The sequence below is a fragment of the Allomuricauda sp. ANG21 genome (assembly GCF_040705235.1).
In the GTDB taxonomy this organism is placed as follows: Bacteria; Bacteroidota; Bacteroidia; order Flavobacteriales; family Flavobacteriaceae; genus Flagellimonas; species Flagellimonas marina.
Genome location: NZ_JBFCVT010000001.1, coordinates 116,726 through 130,164, shown reverse-complemented (window position 1 = coordinate 130,164; position 13,439 = coordinate 116,726). Strand labels below are relative to the sequence as shown.

Annotated in this window: 11 protein-coding genes; 4 read left to right on the top strand and 7 right to left on the bottom strand. The window is 42.0% G+C overall.

Annotated elements, in window-relative coordinates; all coding sequences use genetic code 11:
* Positions 1–146 precede the first annotated feature (146 nt).
* Positions 147–1,025: a hypothetical protein gene (locus AB1A65_RS00680; protein WP_366584600.1), complete on the top strand. Its 879-nt coding sequence runs from the start codon at positions 147–149 to the stop codon at positions 1,023–1,025.
* Positions 1,026–1,067: 42 nt separating this feature from the next.
* Here AB1A65_RS00680 and accD read toward each other — a convergent pair whose 3' ends face one another.
* Genes accD through AB1A65_RS00665 form a run of 3 tightly spaced genes read right to left on the bottom strand, consistent with a single transcriptional unit; the run spans position 1,068 to position 5,667 of the window.
* Positions 1,068–1,928, bottom strand: a complete 861-nt coding sequence (gene accD / locus AB1A65_RS00675; RefSeq protein ID WP_366584598.1) for an acetyl-CoA carboxylase, carboxyltransferase subunit beta — start codon at positions 1,926–1,928, stop codon at positions 1,068–1,070.
* Between the two features lie 27 nt (positions 1,929–1,955).
* Complete coding sequence (gene fbaA / locus AB1A65_RS00670) at positions 1,956–3,023, bottom strand: class II fructose-bisphosphate aldolase (protein ID WP_366584596.1); 1,068 nt, start codon at positions 3,021–3,023, stop codon at positions 1,956–1,958.
* Between the two features lie 55 nt (positions 3,024–3,078).
* Positions 3,079–5,667, bottom strand: coding sequence for a BamA/TamA family outer membrane protein (locus AB1A65_RS00665; RefSeq protein WP_366585228.1), 2,589 nt, complete (start codon positions 5,665–5,667; stop codon positions 3,079–3,081).
* 24 nt (positions 5,668–5,691) lie between these two features.
* Here AB1A65_RS00665 and AB1A65_RS00660 point away from each other — a divergent pair, with 24 nt between their 5' ends.
* Positions 5,692–6,408 carry an RNA methyltransferase gene (locus AB1A65_RS00660; RefSeq protein WP_366584594.1) on the top strand — a complete coding sequence of 239 codons (717 nt, stop codon included), beginning with the start codon at positions 5,692–5,694 and terminating at the stop codon, positions 6,406–6,408.
* A gap of 65 nt (positions 6,409–6,473) precedes the next feature.
* Here AB1A65_RS00660 and AB1A65_RS00655 read toward each other — a convergent pair whose 3' ends face one another.
* Together AB1A65_RS00655 and ubiE are read right to left on the bottom strand one after the other, a co-directional pair.
* Entirely contained in the window at positions 6,474–7,169 is a 696-nt protein-coding gene (locus tag AB1A65_RS00655; RefSeq protein WP_366584593.1) for a porin family protein, read from the bottom strand.
* 4 nt (positions 7,170–7,173) lie between these two features.
* The gene (gene ubiE, locus AB1A65_RS00650; RefSeq protein ID WP_366584591.1) at positions 7,174–7,902 is read right to left on the bottom strand and encodes a bifunctional demethylmenaquinone methyltransferase/2-methoxy-6-polyprenyl-1,4-benzoquinol methylase UbiE; all 729 of its coding nucleotides are present in this window, start codon (positions 7,900–7,902) and stop codon (positions 7,174–7,176) included.
* Between the two features lie 193 nt (positions 7,903–8,095).
* Here ubiE and trkA point away from each other — a divergent pair, with 193 nt between their 5' ends.
* Positions 8,096–9,445 carry a Trk system potassium transporter TrkA gene (gene trkA, locus AB1A65_RS00645; protein ID WP_366584589.1) on the top strand — a complete coding sequence of 450 codons (1,350 nt, stop codon included), beginning with the start codon at positions 8,096–8,098 and terminating at the stop codon, positions 9,443–9,445.
* The gene (locus AB1A65_RS00640) at positions 9,445–10,935 is read left to right on the top strand and encodes a potassium transporter TrkG (protein WP_366584587.1); all 1,491 of its coding nucleotides are present in this window, start codon (positions 9,445–9,447) and stop codon (positions 10,933–10,935) included. The genes trkA and AB1A65_RS00640 overlap by 1 nt, the downstream gene beginning before the upstream one ends.
* Before the next feature lie 86 nt (positions 10,936–11,021).
* On the opposite strand, the gene AB1A65_RS00635 is transcribed toward AB1A65_RS00640, so the two are convergent.
* Both AB1A65_RS00635 and AB1A65_RS00630 read right to left on the bottom strand, forming a co-directional pair.
* Positions 11,022–12,209, bottom strand: coding sequence for a pyridoxal phosphate-dependent aminotransferase (locus AB1A65_RS00635; RefSeq protein ID WP_366584585.1), 1,188 nt, complete (start codon positions 12,207–12,209; stop codon positions 11,022–11,024).
* A 13-nt stretch (positions 12,210–12,222) separates the two neighbouring features.
* The gene (locus AB1A65_RS00630) at positions 12,223–13,326 is read right to left on the bottom strand and encodes an acyl-CoA desaturase (RefSeq protein WP_366584583.1); all 1,104 of its coding nucleotides are present in this window, start codon (positions 13,324–13,326) and stop codon (positions 12,223–12,225) included.
* Between the last annotated feature and the right edge of the window lie 113 nt (positions 13,327–13,439).

Here is a 13,439-nt window from a genome sequence, read left to right as displayed (position 1 = left end):
TATTTATTTAAATGATTTTTATGTATTGATTGACCTTCAATCAGCGTGCAAAGATAGTCGTTTTTTTGAATCTATGAATTTTCAAGGCAAATTAAACCTTTTTGATTGAAGCGGGTCAAAGCACCAAACCTATAAATTTAATCATTATGAAAAAGAATCTTGATCAAAGGAACTTTACTGGAATGGCGTCCCTTCTCATTGGAGTGCTGTTTTTGACCTTTTCTTCATGCAGCAAGGATGAATCTACAAGTGAAGAATTGTCCAGTACTAAAGTCATATCTGCTACCGAACTAAAGTTTAGTGATGAGGCCGAGATGATTTCCGAAGAAATCACGGCCATTGCCGAAGATGTGTATGCGGCTGATGAAATCTCCACAACTTCCAAAATGGATTACCATTCTGATTATTTGCCAGATTGTGCCGTAGTTACCATTGAACTCACGGAGACTGCTAAAAATGTTACACTGAATTTTGGGGAAGATTGTGAAATGCCCAACGGGAACACCATCAGCGGTACCATTTATGTAAGCTATTCAAGAGATATGCAGGCCGCTTCAAACACCATCAGTCTTAGTTTGGAAGATTTTGTGTTCAATGGTGTGGCCGTTGAAGGTTCGGCCAGCATTGTGCGTGTGCGCTTCAATGAAAATGGAAATCCCCAAGGCACGGCAAATACCACATTTACATCTACTTGGCCCGATGGAAATACCACGTCTTATACTGGCACCCGAACACGGGAATGGATAGAAGGCTTTGGTACTGGTTTTTGGGGCGATAATGTTTTCTTGATAACTGGTAAACGCACCTATGTCAGCAGAGCTGGAAATGAATTTATAAAGGAAGTAATCACTCCACTTCGCAGGGAAATGTCTTGTCGGTTTATTGTGAGCGGTGTTTTGGAAATTTCAAGATTTGGAAATACGATGAGCTTGGACTTTGGGGATGGTAGTTGCGATGCCAAAGGCATTTTGACCTATGCCGATGGTACGGAAGAGGAAATATTTTTGCGTCGCTTTAGAAATTAGGTGTGAATTGAAAATAAAAAAGCCCCGATTTCGGGGCTTTTTTTATGCTCTTATGGGTTGGTTTGAAATCAAGTCGATATAAAGATTGACCTTTTTTTTCAAATCTCTTCGGTGGACAATAAAATCCAAGAACCCATGCTCTTTTAAAAATTCAGAAGTTTGGAAGCCTTCCGGCAAATCTTTTCCTACCGTATCTTTTACAACGCGGGGACCGGCAAATCCTATCAATGCGCCAGGTTCCGCTATATTGATGTCACCCAACATGGCATAGGAAGCTGTAGTTCCCCCAGTTGTGGGATCGGTACACAAAGAAATGTATGGGATTTTGGCCTCGGCCAATTGGGCCAGTTTTGCTGATGTTTTTGCCAACTGCATAAGGGAAAGCGCAGCCTCCATCATACGGGCACCTCCCGATTTTGAAATCATAAGGAATGGCACCTTTTTCTTTTTGGCCACATCGATGGCGCGGGAAATCTTCTCGCCAACCACACTGCCCATGGAACCACCAATAAAACTAAAATCCATACAGGCAATCACAATTTCCTTGCCCATGGATTTCCCGACCGCTGTGCGAACGGCATCCTTAAGTCCTGTTTTTTGTTGGGCCGCCTTTAGACGTTCTGAATATTTCTTGGTATCTACAAACTTTAAGGGGTCCTTTGCGGAAATATTCTCGTCCAGTTCCTTGAACTTGTTATCATCAAAAAGAATCTCAAAATATTCCTTGCTGCCAATTCTAACGTGATAATCATCCTCAGGACTAACGTAGAAGTTTTTGGCAAGATCTTCAGATTCAACAATTTTTCCAGTAGGGGATTTATACCATAATCCTTTCGGGGTATCTTTTTTTTCCTCTGTTAAGGTCTGTATTCCTTTTTCCTTTCTTTTAAACCAAGACGACATGCAATCAAAATTAAATTAAACAAAGGTCTATAAGGTATTGACGTTATTTAAATCTTCAAAGGCTTTCTTCAATCGAGCCACAAAAGTTTTTTCACCCTCTCTAAGCCACACTCTGGGGTCGTAGAATTTTTTGTTGGGTTGGTCATCTCCGTCAGGATTGCCAATTTGAGCCTGCAAGTAAGCGGATTTATCTTGGATATAATCCCTAATTCCTGTAAGGAAGGCATATTGTAAATCGGTATCGATGTTCATTTTGATAACACCATACCCAATGGCTTCTCTAATTTCTTCCACCGTGGAACCGGAACCCCCGTGGAACACAAAATCGATATGATTTTCCTCAACACCGTATTTTTCAGAAATAAACTCTTGGGAGTTTTTCAAGATTTTTGGCGTCAATTTTACGTTTCCGGGTTTGTAAACGCCGTGAACGTTACCGAATGCAGCTGCAATGGTGAATCTATGGCTTACTTTTGATAGCTCCTCGTAAGCGTAGGCTACCTCTTCGGGTTGCGTGTATAGTTTTGAATCATCAACATCGGTGTTGTCAACACCATCTTCTTCACCGCCGGTGATTCCCAATTCAATTTCCAAGGTCATACCCATTTTGCTCATGCGCTCCAAATACGCTTTGCATATTTCAATGTTCTCCTCAATGGGTTCTTCCGATAAATCAATCATGTGGGAACTAAACAGGGATTTACCTGTTGCTTTAAAATGTTCCTCACTTGCCTCCAAAAGACCATCGATCCATGGCAATAATTTTTTGGCGCAGTGATCGGTATGCAATATTACGGTCGCACCATAGGCCTCAGCCAATTGATGAACGTGTTTGGCACCGGCCACAGCTCCCAAAATGGCAGCTTTTTGGTTTTCGTTGGAAAGTCCCTTACCTGCGTTGAACTGTCCGCCTCCGTTAGAAAATTGAATAATTACAGGAGAGTTCAAAGATGCGGCTGTCTCCATTACGGCATTGATAGTGTTGGAACCTACCACATTTACTGCTGGAAGCGCGTATGCGTTTTCCTTTGCGTGTTTAAAAATAGCTTGTACTTCATCGCCCGTGGCAACACCTGGCTTAATATTGTGGGACATAGTTTAAGATGGTTTTCGAGTTAAATTAGGCCACAAAAGTAATAAAATAATTCCGCTAGAAAGGATAATTGATACCGATATTGAATACAGCTTTTTTGAAATTGAAATCGCGGAACCAGCGATCGGAACCTTGCTCAGCAGGATTGTAGGTCTTAAAACCAACATCTAGCCTAAATACAAAATAGGTGAAATCATAACGCAAACCCAAACCTGTGCCCAAGGCTATATCGGCTAAAGAAGAGAAGCCAGAGAATATGGCATCTGGATTGTTTTCATTGTCAAATACGTTCCAGATATTACCCGCATCGGCAAAAAGTGCACCTTTTACATCCCCAGCAATGGGAAAACGGTACTCTAAGTTAAAAGCAAGCTTTAGGTTGGCTTCGTTGAAGTCGTTTATGTTGTTGGTTTTTCCTGGCCCCAGTTCATAAGCGTTCCAAGCACGGTTGTCGTTTGAACCTCCAGCAAAGTAACTTCGCACAAAGGGGATATTGTTGGAGTTCCCGTAGGGAACAGCCAGACCACCAAAGCTCCGAAAGGCCAATACTTGAGAGTCACCCAACTGCCAATGCCGGATATAATCAATTTCGGTCTTTAAATACTGAGAAAAAGGAACCCCAAAAACTAGGAGCTGACCATCATCGTTTTTATTGTACGGAACCACATTGGCTACCATGGAAAGTAGGTTGCCAGCGCTTTCCAGCTTTATTCGATATTGATAAAAATCGTTGTCATTGATGCCGGACTTGCTGTTTTTGGTATGGGTGAAGTTTGTGGCGAAAATGAGGTTGTTCTCTGTTAATCTTCGCCTACGTTCTTCAATGCTGTTGACTTCATCAAGCTGTTCTTCTGATACGGGAATCTCATTGTTCAAGACGGCCTGGGCAAAAGCATTGGCACCTTCTGGAATGCTCAGGCGCAATGAATCAATCTCATTGTCATAAGTTTCAAAGAAGGAAGCATATTGAGGGTCGTCCTGGAAATCATCTGCCAAATCGTCCAAATTGGCAAAGGTGTTACGGTATACGTTGTAAAAGTTATCGGGATTTACGTTTCGCACAAACTCCACATTGAGTAATTCCAAATTGTTCCTGAGTCTATCGGTAGGAGACCAATTATAGGAGAGAATAGAGTTTAAGGATTGTTTGTCCAGACCAATGTTTCTTTGAAAGTTGGTACCTGCCAAGAGCCTACTTTGGGGCAGCATGTAGTACGGAATTATTTTTTCTGTGTTGAACGGAAGCCATATCCTTGGAAAGGTGATGTTGATATCTCCACCAAGTTCGGAGGTAAAGGTTTCATTGGAAAGCGAAGCATCACTCAACAGACCAATCGATCCCCGGGCAGAAATATTTAAGGTTTCGGCACCTCCGAACACGTTTCTTGTGATCACGGATGCACTGAAAGCCGTACCCACTTTCTGTATGTTGGAGTGGGTTACATCAAAATTCATGTTCAATGAAAATTTGGGCCTTGGCGCCAAGTAGATGTTGGATATCAACTGCGCTTGGGTGGTATCTGGAATAAATTCAATATTCGGATATTTAAAGGTGTTCAGGTTGGTGATCTGTCGGTAGGTGCGAATCCGGTCAATATCCCTATAAATACTATCCTTTTCAAAAAAGATGGCATCTGTAAGCGCTTTTGGTCGGTATCGAAGCTTCTCCTTATAGTAAATGGTGTAGTTTTCGTATTCGATGGAGTTTAAGGAGTCGATATCGTCACCAAAAAGATAATCTGAATAGATGTTGATTTTTTTTAGACGATGGATTCTGTAGGGGTCCGAAGTGTCCGTACTGTCTGTGGCGCTCCTAAATTTTTTAATGTTTAACTGAACGTCCATCAATTGGTCATCCGCTGTCAATGTAGTGTCCCTGAGAATATCATAATTGATGGAGCTTTCTTGAAAATTATAAACTCCAGAATTGCGGAAAAGGGTAGTGAGTCGTTCACGTTCCAAGGTAAAATTGTCCAAGTCGAACTGCTCGCCCTGTTTTACAAAGGACTGTTTGTAGAAAGCCCTGTAAATGGAATCCAGTTCAGGTGAGGTGATATTTTTTTGTACTGTATCAATGATGAAGGGTTTTCCCAAAGTAACCTGATAATCCAGTTCGGCCCTTTTCTTTCTTTTACCATCAACAATTTGGTACGTGCCGGAATTGTTGAAATAACCCTTGCTGTTATAATAGGCTTCCAGTCTTTTCACCGATTTATTGGTGAGAGCGGTATCAATGACCACCGGAGGTTCCCCAATCCTTTTTAAAAACTCACTATATCCTTTAACCATAAAGGATTCTTGCAGCCTATTGACCTGTTTCTCGGAGAGTAGGTTATTGAGTCTTTTTTCTCTTTTTTCTTTTCGATGTAACCAGTTCTGAAAAGAGGAGTCTGGGTCTTCCTTGGCCAGATTGTATAGATTTAAGCGAAGGGGGTATCCCAGCACACTGCTGTTCGGTTTTTGTGAGATTAGACCTTTGATCTCACTATCAGTAATCTTTTCGTCATCAACATAAATGTTGTTTTTGGTAAGCAATAATTCCTCATCACCAACCTTTTTAAGGGTGTTGCAACCAGCAATGACCAATATAAGCAACAATAACCCTATTTTTGCCCAGTTGCACAATAGACGTAAAGAACCCTTCATAGTCGCCAAAAATACACGATTTAGATGGTTACGAAAAACCAAATTAAACTAGTTGTAAGCTTAAAGCAAAAAAAGTACCGAAGTCAACATGGACTGTTTGTGGTGGAAGGCCAAAAGACCGTAGATGAGTTGTTGAAATGGGGCCTGAAAGCCCATGCATTATTTATTGATGATTCGCAAAACCCAACGGATTTTGAAACGGCGGAGATTGTTTCCAAGGCTGCCATGAAACAAATGAGCAGTTTAACAAATCCCAACGGCTTGCTGGGCGTTTTTTACATGCCCGAAACCAAAAAAATAGATGATTCTGATTGGATTTTGGCGCTGGATGCGGTTCGAGATCCCGGAAACCTGGGAACAATCATACGGTTGTGCGATTGGTTTGGCATAAAAAATTTGGTGTGTTCTGATGATACGGTCGATTGTTACAATCCAAAAGTGCTGCAAGCCACAATGGGCTCCATTGCTCGTGTAAATATTGCCTACCTAAAACTTGAAGCGTATCTGAAAAATTCAAAGCTACCGGTTTTTGGGGCTTTTATGGACGGGGTATCTGTGTACGGAAAAGAACTTACAACTGGTGGTATTTTGGTGATGGGTAATGAAGCCAATGGTATATCACCCGCGGTTGCCGAATATATCAACGAGCGTATTGCAATTCCCCAATTTGGTGAACCCACTGCGGAAAGCCTCAATGTGGCCACGGCAACGGCTATTCTTCTGAATGAAATAAGACGGTAAACCTCTGGATTTTTCGATTTTTGGACGATAGGATTTTTTGAATTTCGCTATCCAATTATCCAACGCTACTCAAATGTAAAATTGATAAAAATCCCTCTGGTGCGCATGGCATTGATGTTTCCGGTCCAGGGACTGTTGGGGTCTTCATCAGGAACCAACTCATCAGAAAGGGCAAAAACACCGCGAATGGAGGGTGTGAACTTGAAGTATTCGGTGTAAAAATCGATACCAAAACCCAGTTCGTACCCGTAGACATTCTTTTTCATCCGAAATTCACCACTGCTGTTATCGTCTAAGCTATCTTCTTTACTCCCTAAATTCAATGAAGTGTAAACGCCACCTTCAATAAAGGGCTTCCAGTTGCCAAAACGCTTGGCACTGACCTTCAGCAACAATGGAAAACGAATATAAGTGGACCGCACTTCTCGCAATGCATCAGCTTGACTGGTAAACCCGGGAAAGCCCAAAGTTCTGGCGGTGTACAACAAGCCTGGCTCAAAACGGGTGTCCAAATAGTCATTGATACGCATTTCTCCAATCAAGCCTACATTGAATCCAAGGCTTTTATCGACCAAAATATCACGACCAATATCATTCTTGTATTCAAATTGAAAATCATATTGATTGAAACCCAAATAATATCCCCAATTCAAGAACTTCTTATCCTCGGTCTGAAGATTAAGGATATGATCATCGGTGAACTGTGCCAAGGAAGTTGTGCATGCCAACAGCAAGCTGAACAGAAGAAAGACGTTTTTCATTAATCTATTTTGTGGCGACATAAATGGAGGCAACTCCAAATGTCTGGGGTTTGTTCTCTATTCCTATAAACCCAATTTTGGCCAAAATATTGTTGAAGGCTTCACCATGTGGAAAAACAGATGCAGATTCACTCAAATATGCGTAGGCCGAACGGTCTTTTGAAAAGATTTTACCAATGGTGGGAAGAATATGGTTACAATAAAAACTATATCCTTGTTTAAAAGGGGTTTTTGTGGGCACGGAAGTTTCCAAAACCATAAAGGTGCCTGTTGGTTTCAATACACGGTAGATTTCAGCCAGTCCCTTTTCCAGATTCTCAAAGTTTCGCACGCCGAAGGCAACCGTAACCGCATCAAAAGAGTTGTCTTCAAAAGGTAGATCCTCACTGTCGCCCACCACCATTTCTATGGTATCCTGCAGGTTTTTGTCCACTATTTTTTCCTTGCCAACTTCCAACATGCCGGGGGAAATATCCAGACCAATGATTTTTTCAGCCCCGGTCTGGGTCATGGCAATGGCCAAATCCCCTGTTCCCGTGGCTATGTCCAATACGGTTTGGGGAGCTTTTGCCTTGAGCAGTTTCACCATTCGCTTACGCCACTTTAGGTCTATTCCAAAGGAAATGACGCGGTTGAGACCATCATAATTTTTGGAAATGGTGTCGAACATTTGGCGTACTTGTTCCTTTTTTCCAAGCTGTGACTCCTTGTAAGGCGTAACTTTTTTTGACATCTAAAGAATTTGTTGGCAAATATACAATTTAGCAATATGGGAGGTGGACAAAAATATTTGTGTAATTTTGCCCAGCAATGGGACATCCTTCCGTATGTTGTTAAAAATATGTTGTTTAGGTCCCGACCACTATTCTTTTATCATTTGTAGCACACAGATTGAACGTATTCAAGAACACATCTTATTTTAATCGATGAAAATCATAATTGCAGGAGCAGGTGAGGTAGGGTTTCATTTGGCAAAACTTTTGTCGTATGAAGCACAGGATATTACATTGATTGATACGGACAAAGAGAGTTTGGCCTATGCAGATACCCATTTGGATATTCGAGTGCTCCGTGGTGATGCCACGTCTATACAAGTGCTGCGGGATGCCCAAGTTGATTCCTCAGAACTGGTTATTGGCGTAACCGCATCGGAAACTACCAACATCACCCTTTGTTTTTTGGCAAAGCAGTTGGGCTGTAAGCGTACCATTGCCCGAATTTCAAACACGGAATTCATGGACAACCGCGAATCTTTGCGGTTTCAAGATTTGGGTATCGATGAACTCATTTCACCAGAACGCCTGGCCGCGATGGAAATCCAGTTAATGCTCAACCAGTCAGCTTTTAACGACACCTATGAGTTTGAAGGTGGTTTATTGACCATGTTCGGAGTTATCCTCCCAAGGACTGCACCCTTCGTGGGTAAAATGGTTAAAGAGGCCGCCCGTATTTTTCCAGAATTACATTTTATGCCCATTGCCTTGCAACGAATGGGGACACAATACACCTTGATTCCTCGTGGGGACACTGTCTTTAAAGAAGGCGACCAGGTATACTTTATTACCTCGGATAAGGGTGTGGAAGAATTGTACAAACTTACTGGAATGCAGAAGCAGGAAATTAAGAATGTCATGGTGCTCGGTGGTAGTAAGGTAGGTTTTAAAACGGCTCGTGACCTGTGCAACAAGCGTTTCAATGTAAAACTCATCGAGAAGAACAAGGAAAAAGCTTTTGATATTGCGGATGAACTGCCCCATGCCCTTGTCATTAATGGGGATGGACGAAATGTGGAACTTTTGGAGGAGGAAAGCTTGGAATCCATGGATGCATTTATTGCCGTTACCGGAAATTCAGAGACCAATATCATGTCCTGTTTGGTGGCCAAGTCCAAAAAAATAAAAAAGACTATCGCTTTGGTGGAGAACATGGATTATTTTCAGCTGTCGCATTCCATTGGTGTGGATACGCTCATCAATAAAAAACTGCTTGCAGCGAACAGTATTTTCCGATACATCCGAAAAGGTGAGGTGTTGGCCTTGACCCGATTGAACAACCTCAATGCTGAGATTTTGGAGTTTGAGGTAAAAGCTTCTTCACTTGTGAATGGTGAGATTATCAAGGAATTAAACTTTCCACGGGAGGCAAGCATTGGTGGGGTCATCCGAAATGGTGAAGGCATCATCGCACTGGGTGACTTTAGAATTAAAGAAGGAGACAAAGTAGTTGTATGTTGTTTGCCCAAGGCCATCCCAAGGATTGAAAAGTTGTTCCTGTAATGAGACTCAACACGCGTATTATCATCCATATTATGGGTCTTTTGCTCCTGTGCAATGGCTCTTTTATGCTTTTGGCAGCTTTTGCCAGTGGTATCTTTAAGGATGGTGCTACTTTAGACATAGCCCTGGCAGCGATTGTGACCATGCTTTTTGGTATGATGGCCATGTTCTACACCCGAGGCCATAAAAAGGAAGTAAAGCGTAAAGAGGGTTATATCGTAGTGACGTTTGGATGGATTGTGATGTCCATTTCCGGGATGTTGCCTTATCTTTTTTCAGGTTCAATTCCTTCCATTACCGATGCTTTTTTTGAAACAATTTCTGGATATACCACTACTGGGGCTTCCATTTTAAACGATATTGAATCCCTTCCTGAAGGTATTCTCCTTTGGAGGAGCCTTACCCATTGGATTGGGGGGATGGGTATTATTGTTTTGGCCATTGCCATTCTTCCATTGCTGGGCATTGGGGGAATGCAGTTGTTTGCGGCTGAAGCACCCGGTCCAGGAGGTGATAAATTACATCCCAGGATTACGGACACGGCAAAACGACTGTGGTTGATTTATTTTGGATACACCGTCTTGGAGACCCTATTGCTGAGATTGGCCGGTATGACGTTTTTCGATGCCATCAACCATTCGTTGGCTACCATGTCTACTGGGGGTTTTTCCACCAAGAATGCCAGTTTGGCCTTTTGGAACAACGAACCCTTGATACAATACATCATTATTGTTTTTATGTTTTTGGCGGGCAGCAATTTTGTACTCAGCTATTTTGCCTTCACCAGAAGGGTGCAGCGCATCTTAAAAGACGAAGAGTTCAAGTACTATTTTGGCTTTATAGCCATTTTTTCCATTTTAGTGGCTTTGGGTATCTACTACAAAGCGGATGTAGTTGCTTCAGAATTTCACCCAATGGTCTGGGGAAGAGTAGAAAGTGCATTTAGGCACTCTCTTTTTCAAGTCATAGCAGTGGTCACCACTACAGGTTTTGTGACTTCGGATTTTACTTCTTGGACGCCTTTTTTGACCGTCTTTTTCTTTGGATTGATGTTTTTGGGCGGTTCTGCTGGTTCTACCGCAGGTGGAATTAAGGTGATGCGCCATTTGATTATCATCAAAAATGGCATTTTAGAGTTTAAACGAACCTTGCATCCCAACGCAATTATTCCTGTTAGGTATAATCAAAAGACGGTTTCAGAGCATATCGTGTACAACGTGATCGCATTTTTTGTGCTGTACATGCTACTTTTTATCATAGGGTCTTTGGTGCTGGGCTTCTTGGGACTTGATTTTATCTCAGCGGTTGGCGGCGCGGCCTCTTCTTTGGGAAATGTTGGACCGGCTTTTGGTAGCTTAAATCCCGTGAGCAATTATGACAGTCTTCCCGACGCTGGAAAATGGTGGTGCGGATTCTTGATGTTATTAGGGCGATTGGAACTGTTTACCGTTCTGATTATCCTAACGCCCTATTTCTGGAAAAAGACATAAAAACCTCCAAAAATTGTATTCAGGAGGTTTTTCATTATTTACTATTCTGAATCGTCACGCTGAATCGAGTTCAGTATGACGCACTCTTAAACCACCGCCTTGATTCTGGCAATGGCTTCTTTAAGCTCTTTTTCTGATGCTGCGTATGAGATACGGATGCAATTGGGATTTCCAAATGCTTCACCGGTTACGGTAGCCACATTGGCATGTTCCAACAGGTATAGGGCAAAATCCGATGCATTATTGATCGTTGTTCCGTTCAAGGTCTTTCCAAAGAAAGCCGAGATGTCCGGGAATACATAAAAAGCACCTTCGGGAACGTTAAGGTTAAACCCTTCAATTTCGCCCAACAATTGTAATACCAAATCCCTTCTTTCATGGAACTTGTCTATCATATACTGAATCTTGCTCACGGGCGCTTCCAAGGCAGTGATCACTGAGCGTTGTGCAATGGCATTGGCCCCACTGGTCACCTGACCTTGTAATTTGGTACAACCCTTGGCAATCCATTCAGGAGCTCCAATATACCCAATTCGCCATCCGGTCATGGCAAATGCTTTTGATACGCCGTTTACGGTAACCGTTCTGTCGTACATCCCATCAATCCCTGCAATACTGGTATGTCCACCTTTGGTGAAGTTGATGTGCTCATAGATTTCGTCAGAAACTACATAAATGTCTGGATGTTTTTTCAATACCTCTGCCAAACCTTCCAATTCAGCTTTGCTGTACACAGAGCCACTGGGGTTACATGGTGAACTGAACCAGAGCATACGTGTTTTTGGGGTAATGGCCGCTTCCAATTGTTCTGGTGTCATTTTAAAATCGGTATCAATGCCTGTTGGAACTTCAACGGGAACACCTTCCGCCAACTTTACAATATCGCTATAACTTACCCAATATGGGGCGGGAAGAATTACTTCATCACCGGGATTCAATACTACCATGGCCACATTGAACAAGGATTGTTTTGCTCCTGAGGACACTACAATTTGGCTTGGACCATAATCCAAGTTATTGTCTCGTTTAAATTTAAGGGTGATGGCCTTTTTCAACTCGGCGTAGCCATCAACTGGGGTGTAGCTGCTATAATTATCATCAATGGCTTGCTTTGCTGCATCCTTGATAAAATCAGGAATATTAAAGTCGGGCTCACCCAAACTCAAGCCAATGATATCCTTTCCTTCATTTCGTAATTCCCTGGCTTTGGCCGCCATGGCCAAAGTTGCTGACGTGGACATGTTCTGAATCCTGTCAGATAAATGGTTGCTCATCGATTTTGCTATTTTACTGGTACTGAAGTGCCGGGTTTTTTCCCAATTCCTTCAAATGTTTGAAGTGCGAAATTATAGCTTTTCTGGTAGTTTTATACTCGTTGTAGGGTAAATTAAATTCCCGTGCCGTCTGTTTCACAATTTTGGAAATTTTTGTGTAGTGTATGTGGCTGATATTTGGGAAAATATGGTGCTCTACCTGATGGTTTAGCCCGCCCGTAAACCAGTTTACAATCTTGTTTTTTGTGCCAAAATTTACGGTGGTGAACAATTGGTGGATGGCCCAAGTATTCTTCATGTTGCCTGCATCATCAGGCAAAGGTTGTTCGGCATCATCAACAATATGTGCCAATTGGAATACTACGCTCAAAATTACCCCCGCCACATAGTGCATAATAAAAAAGCCAAGTAGTACCTGCCACCATGCTACGCCTCCAAAAATCATGGGGAGTACGATCCAAATGGTCAAATAGATGATTTTAGTAATTACCAAAGTACTCCAGTTAATAACGGGATTGGGTAGTTTTCCATAGCTCAACTTACGCTTCATGTAGCGGTACATTTGTTGGAAATCCGTGGTGATAGCCCAATTGAAGGTGAGCAATCCATATAGGAAAATGGAATAAAAATGTTGAAATTTATGATGTTTGCGCCATTCGGCATGTTTTGAGAAACGCAAAATCCTACCGGCTTCCATATCCTCGTCATGTTCGTGGATATTGGTGTAAGTATGGTGCAATACATTGTGTTGAACCTGCCAGTTATATACATTTCCTGCCAAAATATAAATACTGCTACCCATGATTTTGTTCACCCATTTTTTATTGGAATAGGAACCGTGATTGCCATCATGCATGACATTCATGCCCACTCCGGCCATGCCCACGCCCATGGTAATGGAGAGCAATAGGTAGGCCCAAAAGGGTAGGTGAAGGGTTAAAATCAAAAAGTAGGGGGTCAAAAAGATGGCGAACATCACTATGGTTTTCAAGTGAAGTTTCCAGTTCCCAGTTTTCTTTATTTCATTTTCGTTGAAGTATTCGTTTACTCTTTTGTTCAAGGTTCTGAAAAATTGTGCAGAATCCTTTCTTGAAAACCGGATGGTACTCTTATCCATAAAAAAAATTTTTACAAAGGTAGCCAAAAACCACCTTTTAGAATGTCATCGTATTGTTAGAACGGTGTTAACCTGTTCAAAAGTATTAATTTTGCTAAAATTAACAGCCTTAG